Source organism: Nocardioides massiliensis, from assembly GCF_030811215.1.
Taxonomy (GTDB): domain Bacteria; phylum Actinomycetota; class Actinomycetes; order Propionibacteriales; family Nocardioidaceae; genus Nocardioides_A; species Nocardioides_A massiliensis.
The window spans coordinates 553076-573149 of sequence record NZ_JAUSQM010000001.1 but is presented as its reverse complement, the minus strand read 5'-3'; the positions used below and the strand labels follow the sequence as shown (position 1 = coordinate 573149).

At 66.4% G+C, this 20074-nt stretch carries 11 protein-coding genes, 9 pseudogenes and 1 other annotated feature; of the genes and pseudogenes, 11 read left to right on the top strand and 9 right to left on the bottom strand.

What is annotated here, in order from left to right:
• The first annotated feature begins 139 nt into the window (after positions 1-139).
• Positions 140-1419 (top strand): IS3 family transposase gene (locus tag J2S59_RS03015; RefSeq protein ID WP_306824791.1). Its coding sequence is split into 2 segments (ribosomal slippage): positions 140-413 and positions 413-1419, totalling 1281 coding nucleotides; the frame shifts between segments, so codons are not numbered across the junction.
• Positions 409-543: a sequence feature (AL1L pseudoknot), on the top strand. It overlaps the preceding gene by 135 nt.
• 24 nt (positions 1420-1443) lie before the next feature.
• On the opposite strand, the gene J2S59_RS03010 is transcribed toward J2S59_RS03015, so the two are convergent.
• From J2S59_RS03010 to J2S59_RS03005, 3 genes and pseudogenes are all read right to left on the bottom strand, one after another.
• Positions 1444-1920 (bottom strand): ATP-binding protein, encoded by a 477-nt coding sequence (locus J2S59_RS03010; RefSeq protein WP_281366789.1) that lies wholly within the window; start codon positions 1918-1920, stop codon positions 1444-1446.
• A gap of 10 nt (positions 1921-1930) precedes the next feature.
• Positions 1931-2164 (bottom strand): annotated as a pseudogene (locus tag J2S59_RS20300) (ATP-binding protein); the annotation flags it as partial.
• Between the two features lie 183 nt (positions 2165-2347).
• Positions 2348-3752 (bottom strand): annotated as a pseudogene (locus tag J2S59_RS03005) (IS256 family transposase).
• A gap of 174 nt (positions 3753-3926) precedes the next feature.
• On the opposite strand from J2S59_RS03005, the gene J2S59_RS03000 reads away from it, so the two are divergent.
• Positions 3927-5012 carry an IS110 family RNA-guided transposase gene (locus J2S59_RS03000; protein WP_068123448.1) on the top strand — a complete coding sequence of 362 codons (1086 nt, stop codon included), beginning with the start codon at positions 3927-3929 and terminating at the stop codon, positions 5010-5012.
• Between the two features lie 101 nt (positions 5013-5113).
• Here J2S59_RS03000 and istB read toward each other — a convergent pair whose 3' ends face one another.
• Positions 5114-5977: an IS21-like element helper ATPase IstB gene (gene istB / locus J2S59_RS02995; protein WP_281366788.1), complete on the bottom strand. Its 864-nt coding sequence runs from the start codon at positions 5975-5977 to the stop codon at positions 5114-5116.
• Between the two features lie 176 nt (positions 5978-6153).
• A pseudogene (locus J2S59_RS02990) lies at positions 6154-7244 on the bottom strand (Mu transposase domain-containing protein); the annotation flags it as partial.
• 148 nt (positions 7245-7392) lie between these two features.
• Between J2S59_RS02990 and J2S59_RS20295 the strand changes: the two are divergent.
• Both J2S59_RS20295 and J2S59_RS02985 read left to right on the top strand, forming a co-directional pair.
• Positions 7393-7683: pseudogene (locus J2S59_RS20295) on the top strand (transposase); the annotation flags it as partial.
• Positions 7684-7766: 83 nt separating this feature from the next.
• Positions 7767-8357 (top strand): annotated as a pseudogene (locus J2S59_RS02985) (transposase); the annotation flags it as partial.
• A 20-nt stretch (positions 8358-8377) separates the two neighbouring features.
• Here the strand turns inward: J2S59_RS02985 and J2S59_RS02980 are convergent.
• Positions 8378-9626, bottom strand: a pseudogene (locus J2S59_RS02980) (IS1634 family transposase); the annotation flags it as partial.
• A gap of 138 nt (positions 9627-9764) precedes the next feature.
• Here J2S59_RS02980 and istA point away from each other — a divergent pair.
• The 3 genes and pseudogenes from istA (at position 9765) to J2S59_RS02965 (ending at position 11957) form a co-directional block, all read left to right on the top strand.
• Positions 9765-11117, top strand: coding sequence for an IS21 family transposase (gene istA / locus J2S59_RS02975; RefSeq protein WP_306824790.1), 1353 nt, complete (start codon positions 9765-9767; stop codon positions 11115-11117).
• A 35-nt stretch (positions 11118-11152) separates the two neighbouring features.
• Positions 11153-11521: pseudogene (locus J2S59_RS20290) on the top strand (ATP-binding protein); the annotation flags it as partial.
• Positions 11522-11633: 112 nt separating this feature from the next.
• A complete protein-coding gene (locus J2S59_RS02965) occupies positions 11634-11957 on the top strand; it encodes an ATP-binding protein (RefSeq protein ID WP_306824789.1) in 324 nt (107 codons plus the stop codon).
• Between the two features lie 18 nt (positions 11958-11975).
• On the opposite strand, the pseudogene J2S59_RS02960 reads toward J2S59_RS02965, so the two are convergent.
• A pseudogene (locus tag J2S59_RS02960) lies at positions 11976-12416 on the bottom strand (IS1634 family transposase); the annotation flags it as partial.
• Between the two features lie 111 nt (positions 12417-12527).
• Here J2S59_RS02960 and J2S59_RS02955 point away from each other — a divergent pair.
• A pseudogene (locus tag J2S59_RS02955) lies at positions 12528-13109 on the top strand (IS30 family transposase); the annotation flags it as partial.
• 409 nt (positions 13110-13518) lie between these two features.
• Here the strand turns inward: J2S59_RS02955 and J2S59_RS02950 are convergent.
• Together J2S59_RS02950 and J2S59_RS02945 are read right to left on the bottom strand one after the other, a co-directional pair.
• Entirely contained in the window at positions 13519-14118 is a 600-nt protein-coding gene (locus tag J2S59_RS02950) for a TetR/AcrR family transcriptional regulator (RefSeq protein WP_068122696.1), read from the bottom strand.
• Positions 14119-14143: 25 nt separating this feature from the next.
• Entirely contained in the window at positions 14144-15094 is a 951-nt protein-coding gene (locus J2S59_RS02945) for a fumarylacetoacetate hydrolase family protein (protein ID WP_181642279.1), read from the bottom strand.
• A 666-nt stretch (positions 15095-15760) separates the two neighbouring features.
• Between J2S59_RS02945 and J2S59_RS02940 the strand changes: the two genes are divergently transcribed.
• The 3 genes from J2S59_RS02940 to J2S59_RS02930 all read left to right on the top strand — a co-directional run bounded on the left by J2S59_RS02940 (position 15761) and on the right by J2S59_RS02930 (position 20002).
• Positions 15761-17317 (top strand): class I adenylate-forming enzyme family protein, encoded by a 1557-nt coding sequence (locus J2S59_RS02940; protein WP_068122701.1) that lies wholly within the window; start codon positions 15761-15763, stop codon positions 17315-17317.
• 261 nt (positions 17318-17578) lie between these two features.
• Complete coding sequence (locus J2S59_RS02935; RefSeq protein ID WP_068122703.1) at positions 17579-18817, top strand: thiolase family protein; 1239 nt, start codon at positions 17579-17581, stop codon at positions 18815-18817.
• Between the two features lie 39 nt (positions 18818-18856).
• Entirely contained in the window at positions 18857-20002 is a 1146-nt protein-coding gene (locus tag J2S59_RS02930; RefSeq protein WP_306441365.1) for an acyl-CoA dehydrogenase family protein, read from the top strand.
• Positions 20003-20074: the final 72 nt, after the last annotated feature.

The window sequence follows — 20074 nt, the reverse complement described above, 5'->3', positions numbered from 1 at the left end:
GCCCATTTGGCCCCACTGTGCTGCTTTGATTTGGCCCCACCCTCCGGGTTGATGCGTTGGTTCCCGGGTTGGCCTCGGGGTCAGGTTGAAGCGCCCCAGGTTTGATGCCGCATCCTTTTGAGTTGGAAGGATGCAAGCCATGCCGAAGAAGATTGATCCCGCGGTCAAGGAGCGGTGCGTTCGGCAGGTGCTGGAGCACTTGCCGGAGTACCCGTCGCTGACCGCGGCCGCCGAGTCCGTTGCCCGACGCGAGGGGCTGGGCAAGGAGACCGTCCGCCGGTGGGTCGTCCAGGCTCAGATCGACGGCGGGCAGCGCCAGGGCGCGACCAGCGAGGAGCTGGCTGAGATCAAGGAGCTGAAGGCCAAGGTCCGCCGGCTCGAGGAGGACAACGAGATCCTCCGACGGGCCTCAATTTTCTTCGCGGGGGAACTCGACCCCCGCAACCGCTGATCGTCGCGTTCATCGACGAGATGCGCACCGAAGGCCACGCGGTCGAGTCGATCTGTCGGGTCCTGCGTGAGCAGGGCTGCCAGATCGCCGCGCGGACCTACCGCGACTGGGCACGCACCAACCGACCCGTTGCCGCCCGCACGGTCACCGACGCCAGCGTCACCAACCTGGTCCGTGACCTGGCCTGGACGGTCAACCACGAGGGCGTACGGCGGATGACCCCGGAGGGTTTGTACGGGCGTCGCAAGATGACCGCGCTCGTCCAGCGCACCAGCCCCGACGCGTCGCCCGGCGCGGTGGACCGGGCGATGAGATCCCTGTCCCTGCAAGGGATCCGACGCTCCAAGGGCATCCGGACCACCATCCCTGCCAAGGACGGCAAACGGGCCGGCGACCTCCTTGATCGGGACTTCACCGCCCCCGCACCGAACCGGACCTGGGTCATGGACTTCACCTACGTCCGCACCTGGGCGGGGTTCGTCTACGTCGCGCTCATCCTCGACGTGTTCGCTCAGAAGATCGTTGCTTGGAACGTCGCACCGACCAAGGCCGTCGAGCTGGTCGACGTCCCGCTGCGGATGGCACTGTGGCAACGCGACCGCGAAGGCCACCCTGTGGTGCCCGGTGAGCTCATTGGTCACGCCGACGCCGGGTCGCAATACACATCGATCGCGTTCACTGAGCACCTCGCCGAGGAAGGGATCCGGCCCTCGATCGGGTCTGTTGCCGATGCCTACGACAACGCCCTGATGGAGTGCGTGATCGGGCTGTACAAGACCGAGTGCGTCCGCACAACGGTCTTCCACGCCGGCCCCTACCGGAGCCTCGGAGACGTCGAGTACGCCACCGCTGGATGGGTCGATTGGTACAACAACCGACGCCTGCATGGCTCTCTTGGGATGATGACCCCAGTGGAGTTCGAGCAAGCCCACTACGCGGCCCTCAACCGAGAGCCGCAACCCGCATAGGAGCGGCGGAGAACCTGGGGCGCTTCAGGTGGTGGCGGGCTCCTTCCTGGCTCGGGTGGTGGCGTTGAGTCGGTAGGAGGCGCTGCCGGTCTGGATGATGTGGGCGTTGAAGGTGAGTCGGTCGACAACGGCGGCGGCCAGGCGGGCGTCGGTGAAGGTGGCGCCACCCGGCGAATGGGGCGTTGGACACGCGATCGAGGCTCGTTCTTTGCGGGCAGTGATGATCTGGAACAGCAGCTCAGCGCCGCGGGGATCGAGGTGGACGTAGCCAAGTTCGTCGAGGCAGAGCAGGTCGAGTCGGGCGTAGCGACCGACGACGCGGGAGAGCTCTTTGTCGTCGCCGGCCTCGATGAGTTCGTTGACCAGCGCTGCGGTGGTCACGTAGCGGACGCGGCGTCCTTGTTCGGCCGCGGCGGTGCCCAGGGCGATGAGCAGGTGGGTCTTGGCCGGTGCCGGAGTCGCCGAGCAGCACCAGCGGTTCGCCCTTGTCGATCCAGCCACCCGATGCCAGGTGCGCCAGGGTCGCTGGGGGAAGGTCGGGCAGCGCTCGGGTGTCGAAGTCGGTGAGTCGCTTGGTGCGGGGGAACTTGGCTTCCTTGACCCGGCGGATCTGGCGCCGGGCGTCGCGTTCGTCGCACTCGGCCAGGAGGACTTCGGCCAGGAACGCCTTGTGAGACAAGTGAACCGCCTGTAAGTCTTCGTGGTGGCTGGCCTGGGGCTGGCTGGCAGGGTTAGCGCCGGTCACTCGGTGCTCGTTGTGACTCCTGAATCGCCTGACCCCGCAGGGGTGTCATGCCCGGGATCTGTCCAGCGGGTACTGGGTGCCGGCGCCGACCCTGGCCCACAACGATGGCTTGATCAGAAGCAATGCCCGAGCGTGTCAAGCTTTCTGTGTAAGCGACCGGCGTTCTTTACTTTCGGGTGATGGTCACAGGTAGGGGTTGATGCGCTCGGGATAGGCGATCGCGAGCTGCGCGAGCGCTTGCTTCCAGTTCGTCACGACCTGGCCCTGGACGAGGCGTCCGGCGGCTTTCCGTTCGCCGGCGGGCTTGCCCTTCTCCTTGGCGCGGTCGCGGGCCCTTTTGTCCTCGATTTTGCAGATCGCCAACCACAGCAGCTTCACGACCGCGTCGTCGTTGGGGAAGTGTCCGCGGTTCTTGGTGACCTTCCTGAGCTGGTAGTTCAGGCTCTCGATCGAGTTGGTGGTGTAGATGACCCGACGCAGCTGGGGCGGGAAGCCCAGGAACGGTGTGAACCGCTCCCAGGCGGCCTCCCACGTCGCGACCGCGTGGGGATACTTCTTGCCCCAGTTTGAGTCGGCGAAGGCGTCCAGCTGGATCCTGGCGGCCTCGGCGTTGGCTGCGGGTGTAGACCGGCTTCAACGCCGCCGCGACGGCCTTGCGGTCGCCGTAGCCGACGAACCGCATCGCGGCGCGGATCAGGTGCACCACACACGTCTGCACGGTCGCGTTGGTCCAGGTCGCCTCGATCGCCTCTGGGAGGCCGGTGAGGCCGTCGCAGCACACGATGAGCACGTCGCGGATCCCGCGATTGGCCAGGTCGGCGCAGACTCCGGCCCAGAACTTCGCGCCCTCGGTCTGCTGCAGCCAGATGCCCAGGACGTGCTTGATCCCGTCGATGTCGACGCCGACGGCGATGTGGGCGGCCTTGTTGATCACGTGCGCGCCGTCGCGGACCTTCACGACGATCGCGTCGAGGTAGATCACCGGATAGAGCGCATCGAGGGGGCGTTGTTGCCAGGTGAGGATCTCCTCGGCGACCTCGTCGGTGATGTTGGAGATTGTCTCGTGCGACAGCTCGGTGCCCAGCGTGGCCTCGAGGTGGTAGCCGATGTCGCGCACCGTCATCCCGCCGGCATAGAGGCTGATGATCATCTCGTCCAGCCCCCCGAGGCGACGGCTGCCCTTGGGCACCAGCCGCGGCACGAAGGTGCACTCGCGATCGCGCGGGATTGCCAGGTCGACGTCGCCGACCTGGGTGGCGACCGTCTTCGGGGTGGTGCCGTTGCGGGAGTTGGAGAACGCCGAGGCATCCGGGGCGCCCTTCTCGTAGCCCAGATGGTCGGCCAGCTCGACCTGCAGCCCGCGTTCGAGGGTGGTCTTGATCAGCTCGGGGATGAACCCGCCGTCGCCGGTCAGGTCGATCTCGCCGGCATCGATCTTGGCGAACAGCCCGTCCAGAGCGCCCGAGGCGGCCAGCTCCGCTGCTGCTGCACGCGCTGGACCCTCGGCCCGAGCGGCACGCCTGGCTGCCAGCTTCGACGGCTTCTCGGTCACGTTCGCCTCATCAGTCTCAGTGGTCACAACGGTCATGATCGTCCTTTCTCAGGACCGACCGCTTACACAGACCATCTGACACCCCCGCATGCCCACCACCGGGATTGCCTTCTCTGCGGTGTGGCTCATTACAGGCCCGCCTCGTCGTGACTTCTCACCCGGGCTGACGCCGGCAACGACGTCCAACCCGATCAGTGAGGAGAACATCGCATGTCCAGTTTGCACGCCACCGTGGCCGACTTCTACCGCTACGTCGTCGGGGTCGACACGCATGCCGCGACCCACAGCTACGCCATCATCGCCGCACCTAACGGGGCGTTGATCGATCAGGCTTCCTTCCCGACCGCGCCCGCGGGCCTGCGGCGGGCTCGGGACTGGATCGGTCGGCGCACCGATGGTGATCTCGACGGTGTGCTGATCTCGGCCGAAGGCACCGGCTCCTACGGCGCTGTGCTCGGCGACGTCCTTGCCGACGCCGGCTACCGCGTCGTCGAGGCACCCATGCCGCGCCGCGATCGTGGCCGTGGCAAGACCGACGCGCTCGATGCCGTGCTGGCTGCCCGTTCGACGCTCGTGGTGGGACTGTCGGAGTTGCGTGATCGCCGCGCCGGTGAGGTGCACGCCGCCCTGCAGGTGCTCTGCGGTGCTCGAGACCAGCTCAACGCAGATCGGCTGCGGTGCATCAACATGCTCACTGCACTGCTGCGTGCTCACGACTTGGGGCTGGATGCTCGCCGTGCTCTCACGTCACAGCAGATCGCCACCGTTGCCGGCTGGCGCCGACGCGAGGAGTCGCTGGGCGCCGGGACCGCTCGCGCCGAAGCGGTCCGGCTTGCCAAACGGGTCGTCGTTCTCGATGAGGAGCTCGCCTCGAACCGCGCCGCGATCACAGCGCTCGTCGACGCACAGGCCCCGGAGCTGCTCGACTTGCCAGGGGTCGGCGCGATCACCGCTGCGGTTGTGCTGACGGTGTGGTCGCACCCGGGACGGATCCGCAGCGAAGCGGCCTTCGCCCAGATCGCAGGCACGTGCCCAATCCCGGCCTCGTCCGGCAACACCGTGCGACATCGCCTCAACCGCGGAGGAGACCGTCGGTTGAACAGGGCCTTGAACACCATCGTCTTGACGCGCATGCGCACCGATCCCGTGACCCGCGCCTACATCGAGCGTCGGCTGGCCGAGGGCAAGACCACCAAGGAGATCCGCCGCTGCCTCATGCGCTACGTCGGGCGCCAGATCTTCCGAACGTTGGCGGCTGCCCACCCAGCCCCCGACGTCCTGGTCTCAGCGGCTTGACACGACATAGAAGCATCCCGGCATGTCCGGAGAGCTGATTCGTTGGAAGGATCACTCTTATGGCACGTTGTCAAGGGCCAGTAGGAACTGCCCAGTGGCGGTCATGCGACCTGCCCGCTGACAGTCACGAGATCTGCCCGGTGGTGGCCATGGGATCTGCCCAGGAGGGACTGGTGGCCACCACCGACCAGGGTGCTCAGGCCAACGGGTTCACCCCCCGGACCGGAGAGTGCTTGGGTGAGCCGGACGGAGTCGCCGCTGGTCTGGCAGACGTGGGCGTGGTGCAGCAACCGGTCGACGGTGGCGGTGGCCAGCGTCTTGGGCATGAGCTCGTCGAACCCGGCGGGGTGCAGGTTCGAGGAGATCGCGATCGAGCGTTTCTCGTAGGCGGCGTCGACGAGCCGGTAGAGCCCTTCGGCTGCATCGACGGCGACCGGTAGGAGCCCGATGTCGTCGACGATGACGAGGTCGGCGCGTAGGACGCGGGCGATGGCCTTGGTGACGGTGTCGTCGACGCGGTGCCGGCGGAGCAGCACGCCGAGGTCTTCGAGGCTGAACCACGCGACCTTCATGCCCTGTTCGACGGCTTGGTGGCCGAGCGCTTCGAGCAGGAACGTCTTCCCGGTCCCCGAGGGGCCGCAGACGACGAGATTCTCGCGGCGGTGGACCCATTCCAGGGTGCGTAGCGCTTGCTGGGTCGGCGCGGGGATCGAGGACACCGCGGGGTCCCACGCCTCGAACGTCTTCCCGGTCGGGAACCCGGCCGCCGCCCTGCGGGTGGCCAGTGCGGAGCGTTCCCGGCCGGCGACCTCCTCGGCGAACAGCGCTTTGAGGACCTCGGCGGGTTCCCAGCGTTGGGCTTTCGCGGTCGCCACGACCTCGGGTGCGTGGCGACGAATGTGCGGCAGCCGCAGCCGACGCAACAGGTCTTCGAGTTCGACTGGCAACGGCGGCGCGGTCTTCATGCGAGGACCTCATCGGCCCTGCTGGAGGTGGTGTCTTGGCCCAGTCGTGCCCAGGCGCTGGTGCCCTGGGTCAGCGAGGCCTCCTCGCCGGCCCCGAGCATGCCGCGTTCTCCGGTCCTCGGTGCTCGAGCGTGGTGGTCGAGGATCGAGGACAGGTCGGCCTCGGCGAACCGGCCATGGACCGCGGCGTGACCCAGTGCCCAGTCGACCTCGACCGGATCGAACAGCTTCGCCAGCGCGAGCGCTTCGTCCATCTTCACCCGCATCCGTGGCGTGCCCGCAGCAGCGGCCTCGACCAGCCACAACCTCGCGCCCTCGCCCAAGTCGAGGAACTCGGCCTCCGCAGCGTTCTTCGCCCGCGGCCGCCGATCCAATGGTCCCTGTGGTTGGGGCGGGAAGTGGGCGTCCTCGATCTTCGGTGTCCCGGGCGTGGCCCGACGGTGGCGCGCGACCTCGACCGGCCCCTCGGGGCCGACGTGGACGATAACGACCTGCTCGTCGACGCCGACACCCTGGACGCGGACCCAGACCGTCTGACCGAGCAGGGTGTGTGGGACCGAGTACTGGCAGGACTCGAACGTCACCATCGGCGTGTTGACCGGCACCACCCGAGTGGTGCCGAACGCGACCGTGTGCGGCGTCGAAGGGACCGGGTGCAGCCGGAGCCGTTCCTCGGCGAGCATCTCGGTCGGCACCCGCTTCGTGACCCGATGCGGGCGGGTGTTGACCTTCTCGCAGAACGCCTCGCAGGCCGCTTCGAGCTCAGCGAACGAGGCGTAGGACTCGCGCAGGTTGGTGTCGGTCGGCACCAGGTCGGCCTTACTGATCTTCACGACGCCTCGGTGCCACCCTTCGACGCTGGATCGGGTCCGTCGCCGTAGTCGTACTGCAGCCACATCCCCGGCTCGGTGACCCACGGCCGGTGCACCCGCACCCGCCCGGCCCGGTAGGACTTCTTCACCTTCGCGACCGCACGGCGCGTGGTGCGCTCTGAACCCTTGTAGCCGAGCGCGACGAGCTTCTCGTGAGCCACATCGGCACGGACCTTTCCGTGGCTGCGTTCGACCCACTCCTCGACCTTCGCGAGGTAGTCGTCGATCAGCTGCGGCCTCGTGGCCGCCTTGTCCAACTCGCCGCCGGCGGCACGCCGCTCGACGTAGTGCTTCACGGTGTGGTGTGAGCAGCCGGCCAGCTCGCCGGCATCACGCAACGACCCGGTCAGGTCGTAGGCATCCAAGATTTCCATGATCTCCTCGGCAGACTTCACATGTCCCTCCTCAGGGCGACGGGCGCTTCAGCACCGCCGATCGCACCTGAGGAGGGGCCTCAACCGGGGGAACCGGCGAGGTAGACGACGTCGTGTCGGGCAGATCCCATGACCGTCAGCGGGCAGTTCTCATGTCCGCCAGCGGGCAATTTCGTGGCCGTCTCCGGGCAGTTTCTCGTGGCCGCCGACAGCACGTCCCTCGAAGTGCCCGACCGAGCTGCGTGAGCGCGCGGTGCGGATGGTGATGGAGTCCCGGCAGGACCATCCGCATGAGTCCGCGGCGATCCGGTCGGTCGCAGCGAAGCTGGGCATCACCTCTACTGAATCCCTGCGCAAGTGGCTGCGCCAGGCTGAGATCGACGGCGGTGTCCGTCAGGGCAAGACCAGCGAGGAGATCGCTGAGATCAAGGCGCTGAAGAAAGAGAACGCCGAGCTTCGGCGGGCCAACGAGATGGCGGATTCAACCGGTCAGCGCAACGGGTCCTGTGAGATGAGGCAGTTACTGATCACAGGAGGATCCGGATGCAGGGCAAGCACGGGCATCTCAGCCGGGAGCAGAAACAACTCGCGCTCAGGCTTCACGCGAAGGGCTGGCGGCTGGTCGACATCGCCAAGGAGATCGGCTGCAGTGCGCCGATGGTCGGCATCATGGCCCGCACCGGCAGACACGTCGACGCCACGCCGTTCGGCTGGCAACCACGCCAGGGCTGCCTGACGATCGACGAGCGCGAGCAGATCCTGCTGGGAATCAACCGTGGCGACACCTTCACCGCGATCGCCGAGCAACTGGGGCGTGCGGTGTCGACCGTCAGCCGTGAGGTGAAGCGCGGCGGCGGGCGCTGTGGCTACTCGGCCTGGCATGCGCACGAACGCGCCCGGGAGCAAGCTCGCCGACCGAAGCCATTCAAGCTCGCTTCGGGTCGACTGCTCGAGGAGGTCACCAGCCGGCTCGAGCAACTGTGGTCGCCCGAGGAGATCGCGGCGCGCCTACGGTTGGATCACGCCGATGATCCGGAGATGCGGGTGAGTCACGAGACGATCTACCAGTCGCTGTTCGTGCAAGGGCGAGGCGAGCTGCGCCGTGAGCTGGCGCGGTGCCTGCGGTCCGGACGACCTGAGTTGGGTCAAACCGGTTAGTGCCTTGGAGTCGTGCCCTTTAGGGCGTTGAGGAGCGCGGTCTCGTCGGGGTCGAGCGCGGGCGGGATGGTGGTGATGACGCCGTTGATCTCGACGGTCGCCGAGCGCAGTGGCTTGAGGGTGCGGAGCACGCGGCGCAGCGAGAGCCCTGTGCGGTTCTGCACCGTCCGGGAGAGCGCCAGGGCGGTGAACACGATGGTCAGGTGCGCCTCGATCGCATCCCTGGTGCGAGCGAACATCGGCCGGGCGCGGAGGTCGGTCTTGGACATCCGGAACGACTGCTCGACGTGCCAGAGGTCGTGGTAGCTGGCGATCACTTCCCCAGCGGGCATGAGACCGGCGTTGATGTTGGTGACGTAGCCCTTGAGGCCGACCAGTCGCCGCGCTCGTGTGAGCGCGGCTTCGTCGAGAGCCTTGGTGCCTTTGGTGGTCTTGACGAACCGCGGTGTCCGCGCGGTCCTCTGGCCGGCCACCACGGCTTTGGCGCGGTCCTCCTGCAACGTGAGGGTCTTGTTGTCCCGCGCAGCGCGCTTGGCTGAGTAGGCCCACACTGCTCGCCACGACCCCGGATGTGCTTTGGGGTCCCAGACGGGTTCGGCCTTGCGGTGGATGTCGTTCTCGATGCTGCGACGCGTCTTCGAGGTGATGGTGTCGATGACCTGGCCGTCGGCGAAGACGTCGCCGTGCCAGCGGAAGTGGGACTCCAGATCACCCGGTGCCTTGGTGACCCTGGAGCCGACGATGAACCGCAGCCCGGCCTCGTCCAGCGCCGTCAGGTTCGATGCCGACAGCATCCCGGCGTCCGCCACCACGACCATGTCAGCCAGGCCGTGACGGTCCTGGAAGGCCTTGATGATCGGGATGATCGTGGCGGTCTCGGCTTTGTTGCCCTCGAAGCAGCCGATCTCGAGCGGGAACCCGCGTCGTCGGTCGACCAGCAGCCCGACCACGATTTGCGGATCGACCCGGCGCTCCTTGCCAGTAGCCGACCTTGCGCAGCGCGTCCTCGTTCTCGGCCTCGAAGTAGAGCGTGGTCACGTCATAGAGCACCAAGCTGACATCGCTAGCGGTGACAGCGTGGTCGAAGCAGGCCTTCGCGATCTGCTCGCGGTAAGCGCCGTCCTGACAGCGGCGCAGGGTGCGTTTGCGGGTCGACAAGCTCGCCGAGACCCGGCCCACCTCAGCCAGCACCCGGTCGATGTCGAGCAGACTGGTCGGCTCCACGACCCGAGCGATGACCAGGTTGATGGCGCTCAGGTGAATCTCCCCAGTTCTGCTCACTGAATTTCCCCACCCTGTGGCACCCACCGGAAGCAGGTGGGGCTCCTTCGAAGATGGCGGTCTCTGACCACACGCCGTCTACCGAAGGAGCCCTCGCTTCCCATGCTGACACGGGAGGAAGACATCGACGCGCACGCGTTGCGCCGGCAGGGTTGGACGATCGCCGCGATCGCCCGGCACTTGGGCCGTGACCGCAAGACCATCCGCGCCTATCTGAACAACGAACGCGTTGCCGGGGTGCGCAAGCCCGCTGGCGAGGACCGGTTCGAGCCGTTCGTCGACTACGTCCGCGCACGCCTGGCCGAGGATCCGCATCTGTGGGCGGTGACGTTGTTCGACGAGGTCGTCGCGCTCGGCTATGCCCAGTCGTATCCGACGTTCACCCGCCAGATCCGCACCAGGAACCTGCGCCCGCACTGCGAACCCTGCTCAGCGACGAAGGGCCGCCCGGCGGCGGTGATCGAGCATCCGGCCGGGGAGGAGACCCAGTGGGACTGGGTCGAGCTCCCGGACCCGCCGGCCTCGTGGGGGTGGGGCAAGACCGCCCTCCTGCTCGTGGGGGCGTTAGCTCATTCGGGGCGCTGGCGCGGCCACCTCGCGCCGGCGCAGGATCAGGCCCAGCTCGTCGACGGTCTCGACAAGACCACCCGGAAGCTGGGCGGGCTGACCCGCAAGTGGCGTTTCGATCGGATGGCCACGGTTTGTCACCCCGAGACCGGTCGAGTGACGGCGACGTTCGCTGCGGTTGCCAAGTACTACGGCGTCCAGGTCGCGATCTGTCCACCGCGGCGCGGGAACCGCAAGGGCGTGGTGGAGAAGTCCAACCACACCGCGGCGCAACGCTGGTGGCGCACCCTGGGCGACGACGTCAGTGTCGAACAAGCCCAAGCCTCGCTGGACAAGTGGTGCGCCACCCGCGGTGACGCGCGGCTGCGGGCGACCGGGCATGGTGGCAAGGCCAGCGTGCTCACGATCGCTCAACGCGAGCCCTTGGCGCCGGTGCCGTCCACGCCGTTCCCGGCCACGATCACCGAAGACCGAACGGTGTCGGCTCAGGCGCTGGTCGTCTGGCGCGGCAACTTCTACTCCGTGCCACCCGAGCTGGCCCACGCCCAGGTCACCGTCTCCCAGCGGCTCGGCGAACCGCATGTCGACATCGCAACGGCCAGCGGCATCGTCATCGCTCGCCACGAGCTCGCCCCGACCGGGGCCGGGGTGATGGTCCGCGACCACGGCCATGTCATCGCCCTCGAGCAGCACATCCTGGCAGGACACGACACCTCCCGGCCGCACCGCAAGAAGGAACGCATCCCACCCGGCCCCGCAGCACTCGCTGCCGCCGAGCAACTACGCGCCCGCGACCAACGCGACAGCCACGTCCGCAACACCGGCGATGTCGTGATCGATCTCGGTGCCTATGACCGAGCAGCACAAGGAAGGAACACCCTCTCGTGACCACCCCAATCAGCACCGACCTCCTAGCCGCCCCGATGACGGGCCCGCAGAGCAGCCTCTATCAGCAGCTGCGCGGTCATCTCGCTGCGTTGAAGCTCACCGCAGCAGCTGAGCACCTGCCCGGCGTGCTTGCCCAAGCTGAAGCCGAGCAGTGGTCGACCACCGCTACGTTGGAGCATCTGCTGGCCCGTGAGGTCGAGGCCACCGAGGCCCGCAAGCTCGCCGGACGGTTGCGGTTCGCCTCGCTGCCGACACCCGCGACGTTGGCCGACTTCGACTTCGATGCCGCTTCTGGTGTCGACCGCAAACTCGTCGAGGAGCTCGCGACCTGCCGCTATCTCGAGACCGCCACCAACGTGCTCATGATCGGACCACCCGGTGTCGGGAAGACCCACCTCGCAGTCGGCCTCGGCAGGGCTGCTGCCGAGGCCGGCTACCGGGTCTACTTCACCACCGCCGCCCGACCTCGCCGCCCGCTGCCACCGCGCGGCGATCGAGGGCCGCTGGTCCACCACCATGCGGTTCTTCGCCGGACCCACCCTGCTCATCATCGACGAACTCGGCTACCTCCCACTGCCCGGCGAAGCAGCCTCCGCGCTGTTCCAGGTCGTCTCCCAGCGCTACCTCAAGACCAGCATCATCTTGACCACCAACCGCGGCGTCGCCTCCTGGGGCGAGGTCCTCGGCGACACCACCGTCGCCGCCGCCATGCTCGACCGCCTCCTGCACCGCTCCGTCGTGCTCAACCTCGACGGCGAGTCCTACCGACTACGCGACCACCACGCCAAGAACGACACCCTCCGCCACGCCACCACCGGCACACGCCGACCACTACAGTGACCACCGCCCAGGGTGGGGAACTCCGACGAGCATCACTGGGGAATTTCGGCGAGCGCCATCAAGGTCGCGGAAGACCTCGTCACCGACGATGTCGAAGCCGAGGCTGGAGTAGACCTCGGCAAGCGCCTCATACAGCAGTCCAGACGACGTCTTGAGGACCCGCGAGCGCGGCACCACCTGGGGTGACGGCCGATCGGCGGCTGTGTGAGCGAACAACCCTGCCGGCGCCGGTGGCGGAGCCATCGTCGTCTTGGCCAATACCGGCGTGAGGCCCAGGTCCAGGGTGCCTTGACGGTCATCGGCGAGCAGGCGCTGAGCTTCCTCCAGAAGCAGGCCCAACTCGGCTTCGTCGCGCGCCGATCCGACGTGCCGCACGATGCGGCGCCGACCGTCGACGGACTCCGCGATCTGCACCGCTGTGGCCCCCGAGGCCGTGCGAACCCGCCCAACCCACGCCACCGCACGCTCCTGCCGACCCGAATTAGTGCCTTGGAGCGACACTAACTCGGCGCATCACTGCAGGTCAGCGCGATCCGACCCTCGAAAGACTGTTCAGGTGACCCAACTCAGGTGCGGTCCGGACGAGCTGCGCGAAAACCTCGCGGAACCGCCGACGGTCGCGGCCGCATCCCCGGCATGGTGATGCTCAGCGAGCGCCCCGCAGAAGCCGACGACCGCGCTGTTCCTGGGCACTGGGAAGGCGACCTCATCCTCGGCCAGGGCAGCCGCAGCGCGGTCGGCACACTCGTCGAGCGCTCGACGCGGATGACCCTGCTGCTGCACCTCCCCGACGGCAAGAGCGCCGAGCAGGTCGAGGCAGCGATGCGCGCCGCGATCAGCAAGCTCCCGTCCTCACTGGCGCGCACGATCACCTGGGACCAAGGCGCAGAGATGTCCAAGCACGCCGCGTTCACCACCGCCACGGGCATTCCGATCTACTTCTGCGATCCCCACTCGCCCTGGCAGCGCGGGAGCAACGAGAACACCAACGGTCTGCTGCGCCAGTACCTCCCCAAGGGCAGTGACCTGAGCGTCGTCAGCCGCGAGGAGTTAGACGCGATCCAGGACAGCCTCAACGGACGTCCACGCAAGACGCTGGGCTATCTGACACCATCAGAGAAGCTCGCAGAGTTCCTTACGCCCACCGGTTGAATCCGCCTGTCCATACGTTCCCTCGCGCTTTTCAATGGAGGTCCCCTGCGTGGCGGTGGTCGGCTGGCTAGAACTGCCACCGTCACCACGCAGGGCCTCAACAACTCTAACGAGACGACGAAGAGTGGGGACATTCTATTTGGCCACGACTGGGGACCGCTACCTGGCCACCAGTGGGGACTTTCCACGGCCACGGACACCCATCGGCCCTGGTCATCTGGTCGGAACTGCTGAGCGACTTCGGCCGATCCGCCCGCCGCGATAGCGACGACCAATCCTCACGGCGGCGGCACTGCCTGGAGCCGCAGAGGAATCCGGTACGGACTGGCGGGCCACCGCTAATCGGAGAGTCGGGTCTCGGCGTGATTCACCAGCACTGCCGCCACATCAAGCGTGGTGGATCCGGTTGTCAGTTGGCGTGTCGCTTGCTGGATTCTCTCGCAGACGAGCCGAGGCTCAGCAGACCCTCCAGCGACGCTGTCACTTCCTCGGCGGTGCTTGACTTGTTGGGAGGTAAGCAGGTGAGCGAAATGCCGCAGTGAACGACGATGCGAGCGATCTGTTCCTCACTCACCGTGCCGTTCTGCACCTGTTCGGCCTGGGTTAGAGCAGGGTGTAGGCATTCTTGCATCAACGCAACGAGAGCATCGAACCGTGCGGACATGCGTTCTAGGACGACCCCGGGCTCCGTACGCACAAGCAAAGCCAAAGCAGGGAACTCCTCCTGGTGCTGAACGATCGCTGCGCCCACGACCTCCAGCCGGTCGGCTGGTTCGGGGCGCTCAGCGATCGCGGTCGTCAGACGATCTCGGAAGCTGGTCTCGAGCCGCTCCTCGACGGCAGCGATCACGTCTTCCTTATCCGCAAAGTAGCGATACAGCGTGCCGCGCGAGACGCCGGACTCGGTGCACACGTCGGTCATGGAAAACTTGTATCGCCCTCGCCGGGCAAGCGCGATGAGCGCACCGTCGACGATGCGCTCCCAGGTCTGTACGGAACCCTTGCTCACGCAGCAGACAGTAGCGCAATGTTGTTCATTCTGTAACAAGCGTCGCTGATGCCGTTGTGCCCCAGGTGTTGCTGAGCTGGCCCAGTCCCTCGATATCGAGTGTGACGGTGTCGCCGGATTCCGGATAGCGCCCGACTTCAAGGCCCGATCCGCCGCCGACAGTGCCCGTTCCGATGACGTCACCGACGTGCAAGCCCTCCGCCTGGCTGATGTGGCTGAGGATCTCGCCGACGGAGAAGTGGATGGACGTCGTGAGGCCGGAGCTCCACTCCTCCCCATTGACGAAAGCGCGCATGATGCGGTCTTCGTGCGGATCCCACTCGTCGGGTGTCACCAGTGCCGGTCCGAGGATATTCGTGCCGTCGAGGTCCTTGGACTTTGCTGGCCCCAAGCCCACCGACATCTCGCGGAATTGGACGCTGCGCAGCGACACGTCGTTGAAGACTAGGTAGCCCGCGATGTGGTCGAGTGCGGTGACGGCGTCAAGGTCCCGGCCCGTTTTACCGATGACTGCGGCATATTCCAACTCGTAGTCGCACTTCCTCGCGCCTGCGGGCAGGGGCACATCTGTTCGGTCGCCGATCACGGAGGCTGGATTGCCCTTGTAGTACGTCGGGGAGTCGTACCACCGAGGCGGGATCTGGCCGCGGGTCGAGTTGTGAAGGTGCAGCTCGTAGGCCGAGCAGTCGCGCAGGCTCGTGGGGCGAGGAAGAGGTGACAGGAGCCGTACGTCACTGCGGGCGTGCACGAGGACTGCGTCGTCGTCACCGGTGCGGGTGCCCGGTTCATCCGAGGACAGTGACTGCAGCGCGGCCGCGACTGCTTCGCGGCCGAGCGGGCCGTTGGCGAGAAGTTGGATGAGGTCGTTTGGCACCATGGCGTCTGCGATGGCTGTTGCGCGATTCGGGCCGACCTTCTCCGAGAGCATGGAGCGATAGGCAAGGTTAAGGTCGATGATGTCGCCGGCAAGGGTCAAGCAGCCCACCCGTGTCGAGGCTCCCAGAGGAGTCGAAACCACGAATGTTACGTAACGCATGGATCCTCCAAGTTCGTCCGGTGGTCTTGAAGAGCGCCGTCACTGAACAGAATTGACGGTATCTGTATCGAGTGTAGCCGGGCTGGGCGCAGGGGCCGGGTGCAGGGGCCGCGCGCAGCAGCTCTCTTTCCGCCGAGCCGCTGGCCATGAGGCGCCGCTTGGGCGGCGAGGCGCACCTTCGGTGCCAGTTCCCAGCCGGAGCTTGCTCGCGTCGAATTAGACAAAGTATGCGGTACGTGTACTATGTGATCCACAATGTGACAGCGAGGGAAAAGGTCTTTTGTGATGGGTGTGGCCAGCAAGCCGGGGGTCAGGCTGCAGAGCGTGGTGTCCGAGGTTCAAGTCGTCGTGGTGCGCCCAGTTGCTGGATGTATTGAGCTCACCTGTGGCGGAGCGCCGATGGTCGTCGCTGGAGAGGCTGCGCCCGCAGGGGGTGGCGTGGATGCCTCGGCAGAGTCGGTCCAACTGGGCAAGCGCTACTTCGATGAGAATACCGGGCTAGAGGTGCTGTGCTCCAAGGGTGGAGCTGGTCCGCTGATGGTCGACGGCCGCCTTCTACAGGTGCGCGGGGCCAAAGCCCTGCCTTCATCAGATTAGGTCAACTCAGTGGATCTCAACCTCCTTCTCGACATGGTTGCTGAAGGCATTCCTGACCGGGCAGTGCTCGGAACGCGCGATGCGCCGATTACGGCCGCCGAACTCCAGCGTCGGGCGGCGAATGGTGCGGCAGCGCTTCGCGAGCGTGCCGCTGGCCACCTTGTCTACATCGGCATCAGCGACGAGTGGTTCTCGGTGTCGCTGTTCGCAGCGAGCGCAGCCGGTGTTCCGTTCGTGCCGCTGAACTTCCGGCTCGCCACCGAGCAACTCGCCTCGCTAGTGGCTGAAAACGACGCTGCTTTTGTCGTCGCGGAAAGCGACGTCCTCCGAGCGATCGGCGCCGACCCGGGTCGATCCGCCACCCGCGAAGGATGGGCGAACATTGTCCGTGCCGCAGGCACCGCGGAGCGGACGGTGCCGAACAACCCCGATTCGGTGGCTTTGCTCCTCTACACGAGCGGCACGACGGCTGCACCAAAGGCAGCGGTCCTGCGCCACCGGCACCTGACGTCATACGTCTTCTCGAACGTTGACTTCGGAGCCGCCGGCCCGGAGGACTGCGCCCTTGTCGCCGTTCCGCCATACCACATCGCGGGCGTCGCCAACACGGTGACGAACTTGTACGCCGGCCGGCGGGTGGTGCAACTGCGGCAGTTCACTCCGGCAGGGTGGTTGGAGTGCGTCTCCCGTGAGGGCATCACTCAGGCCATGGTTGTTCCGACGATGCTCGCCCGGATCGTGGCCCACTTGGAGGCGACCGGCGATCCGGTTCCGGCGACCCTACGTTCCATCGCATACGGCGGAGCCGCGATGCCTGCCCGCGTGATCGAGAAGGCGCTTGAACTGTTCCCCGACACCGACTTTGTCAACGCGTACGGTCTCACAGAAACCAGCTCCACCATTGCGGTCCTCGGTCCACAGGACCACCGTGCTGCGATGTCCAGTGACGACCCGGCCGTCCGCGCGCGACTCAACTCGACGGGACGACTGGTTGATGGTCTCGAAGCCGAGGTCCGCGACTCCGAAGGGAGAGTCCTGCCGCCGGGCCAACGCGGGCTGTTGTTCGTCCGAGGCGATCAGGTGTCGGGCGAGTACCGGGGCCGGGGCGTTGTGCCCGCTGGCGACTGGTTCGCGACCCGGGATCTCGCGAGCATCGATGCCGACGGCTACTTGTTCATTCATGGCCGCTCCGATGACACGATCATTCGAGGTGGCGAGAATGTCGCCCCGTCGGAGATCGAGCAGGTTCTGGAGCAGCATCCGACCGTCGCTGAAGCAGCTGTGGTTGGTGTCCCCGACGAAGAATGGGGCCAGCGGATCGCCGCTGCAGTCGTCGCGCGGCCCGGGCAGGCACCCGATCCCGCTGAGTTGCGGGACTGGGTCCGCGCGGCTCTGCGAGGATCGAAGACGCCAGATCAGGTCCTCGTCGTCCACGACCTTCCGCGCACCGACACCGGAAAGGTCGTGCGCCGCGCGCTTGTCCCGCAGTTCGTCGCCGAACCGGAATCCCTGCGCGGGGCCGTGCCCATCAGCGCACAATCGACGGAGCCTGTGTCGCAACGATGACGGGTTCTCGCTCGCCGATGCTTGCCCGAAGTCTTCATCACATCCGACAACGCGTGAGAGGGGACGTGGCGTGACGACGACGACTGGCGTTGCAATCGATGCCGGTGCCCGGATCGATCGCTCAACCACTCGCTGGCGGGACCACAAGGACCACCGAGTTGCGCTTATTGTCCGTCAGCCTGAACGGGCGGCTGGATCCGTTGGGTCGCTGGCCGCCGCCGACGGGCAAGCGCTCCGGGAGCGCATCACGGTTACTTGCAGATGCGGCGACGTAGGGAAGGTGGTCCAGTGAGCCGAGATTCGGTCGTCATCGTCGACGCTGTCCGATCCCCGATTGGTCGTGGTCGTCTCTCCCGCGGGGACAGGCCAGGCGGTTCGCTCTCATCCCTGCACCCAGTGGATTTGCTTGCGCAGGTTCTAGTGGGACTCGTCGGTCGAACTGGGGTCGACCCTTCAATCGTCGATGATGTCTTGATCGGGTGCGTGAGCCAGGCTTCAGAGCAGGCCTTCACGCCGGCCCGACTGGCATGGTTGGCGGCCGGGATGCCCGATCACGTGCCGGGGGTGACGATCGACAGACGGTGCGGTTCGGGCCAGCAGGCCGTTGAGTTCGCTGCGCACGGGATCCTGGCCGGCGCCTATGACGTCGTCATCGCTGGTGGGGTCGAATCCATGAGTCGGGTCCCGATGGGGTCAGCTCGGCTAGGTGCCGACGTCTTCGGGGAGGGAGTCCAGACTCGCTATGCCCCGGGCCTGATTGGGCAGGGCGTCGCGGCAGAATTGGTTGCCCAGCGTTACGGCATCACCCGCCGGGACATGGATGATTACGCCGTTCGTTCGCACGCCCGGGCGAAGTCGGCGAGTTCGGTGATGGCTGGTGAGATCGTGTCCGTCATCGTGCCTGATGGCGACGGGCCGCGTCGCAAGGTCACCGAGGACGAGGTGATCCGACCAGAAACCACGGCGGACTCTTTGTCCCGTCTGAAGCCGGCCTTCGCCGATGACCCGGCCGCTGAGCGGTATCCCGACCTTGAGTGGGGAGTAACGGCCGGCAACTCGTCGCAGATTTCTGATGGTGCGGCTGTGCTTCTCTTGATGAGTGAGCAGAAGGCAGAGCATCTTGGGCTGCGGCCGCGGGCAAGGATTCTTTCTACGGCGGTGGTCGGGTCGGATCCGCTTCTGATGTTGACGGGTCCGATTCCCGCCACTGAGAAAGCATTGGCTCGCGCTGGCCTCGCGCTGGCCGACATCGATCACGTCGAGGTTAACGAAGCCTTCGCGAGCGTGCCCCTGGCGTGGCAGCGGCACTTCAAGGCCGACGGAGATCGCGTCAATCCTTCGGGCGGCGCGATCGCTCTCGGGCACCCGCTGGGTGCGTCCGGTGCTCGGCTATTGACCACGATGCTCGGCGCGCTCGAAGCATCCGGCGGCCGTTACGGGTTGCAGACCATGTGCGAGAACGGCGGCATGGCCAATGCGTTGGTCATCGAACGGCTCTGAGCACACCGATATCCACCTTCTCGACACGGAGTCATCCCGATGATGCAACGCACCCTATTCACCGAGGATCACGAGGCATTTCGGGAGACCGTCCGCAGGTTCCTCCAGGCCAGGGCCGTGCCCGCCTATGAGGACTGGGAGGCAACCGGACACCCGGACCGGGATTTCTGGCTCGAGGCTGGCGCGCTGGGCCTGCTCGGGATGCAGATCCCCGAGGAGTACGGCGGTGGCGGTGCTTCGTCGTTCCTCTACAACGTCGTCCTCACCGAGGAGGCGCAGCGTGCCGGACTTGCGCTGGGCGGTCTGCGGGTGCACACCGACATCTGTATGCCCTACTTCCTTGAGCTCGCCAACGCCGAGCAGAAGACACGATGGTTGCCGCGGCTGGCGACCGGAGAGGCGATCGCCGCCTTGGCGATGAGCGAGCCCGGTGCGGGCTCGGACGTCAAGGCAATGACCACCCGCGCTGTCCGCGAGGGCGACCACTACATCGTTAACGGCGCAAAGACCTTCATCACGAACGGTCGCACGGCAGACCTGCTCATCGTCGCGGTTAAGACCGATCCTGAGGCAGGGCGCAGGGGAATCTCGCTGCTCGTCGTGGACGCCGCCAGCGCCGGTTTCGAGCGCGGACGCAGGTTGGAAAAGCTCGGCCTGAAGTCTCAAGACCTCGGTGAGTTGAGCTTCACCGACATGCGCGTCCCGGTGGCGAACCTGCTCGGCGGGGAGGGGGAGGGTTTCGCCCAGCTCACGCGCAATCTTGCCCAGGAGCGGTTGTCAATCGCGGTCAACAGCCAGGCGGCTGCGTCACGGGTGCTGGAAATGACGGTCGAGTACGTCTCGGAGCGCAAGGCGTTCGGAACGACGGTCGGCTCCTTCCAGAACACCAAGTTCGAGCTGGCGGCGTGTGCCACCGACATCGAGGCAGGACAGTCGATACTTGACCGGGCCCTCCTCGCCCATGAGTCCGGCGACCTCGGGCCTGCTGACGCTGCCAAGGTGAAACTTTTCTGCACCGAGCTCCAGGGCCGTGTCGTCGATCGCTGCCTTCAACTGTACGGCGGCTACGGTTACATGCTCGAGTACCCCATCGCCAAGGCCTACGCCGACGCGCGGGTCACTCGTATCTATGCGGGGTCTAGCGAGATCATGAAGACAATCATTGCCAAGGACCTCGGCCTCTGACCCGACCGGGTGATGCTGAAACGTGAACCGGGGGCCGCCACGATCGTGGCGGCCCCCGGTTCACACACGGGT

What these genes read in the sequence shown, in the direction of transcription:
- istB (WP_281366788.1), bottom strand. Translation starts at nt 5,977, where the DNA reads ATGAAGACCGCGCCGCCGTTGCCAGTCGAACTCGAAGACCTGTTGCGT.
- J2S59_RS02930 (WP_306441365.1), top strand. Translation starts at nt 18,857, where the DNA reads ATGATGCAACGCACCCTATTCACCGAGGATCACGAGGCATTTCGGGAG.
- istA (WP_306824790.1), top strand. Translation starts at nt 9,765, where the DNA reads ATGCTGACACGGGAGGAAGACATCGACGCGCACGCGTTGCGCCGGCAG.
- J2S59_RS03000 (WP_068123448.1), top strand. Translation starts at nt 3,927, where the DNA reads ATGTCCAGTTTGCACGCCACCGTGGCCGACTTCTACCGCTACGTCGTC.
- J2S59_RS02965 (WP_306824789.1), top strand. Translation starts at nt 11,634, where the DNA reads ATGCGGTTCTTCGCCGGACCCACCCTGCTCATCATCGACGAACTCGGC.
- J2S59_RS02935 (WP_068122703.1), top strand. Translation starts at nt 17,579, where the DNA reads ATGCGGCGACGTAGGGAAGGTGGTCCAGTGAGCCGAGATTCGGTCGTC.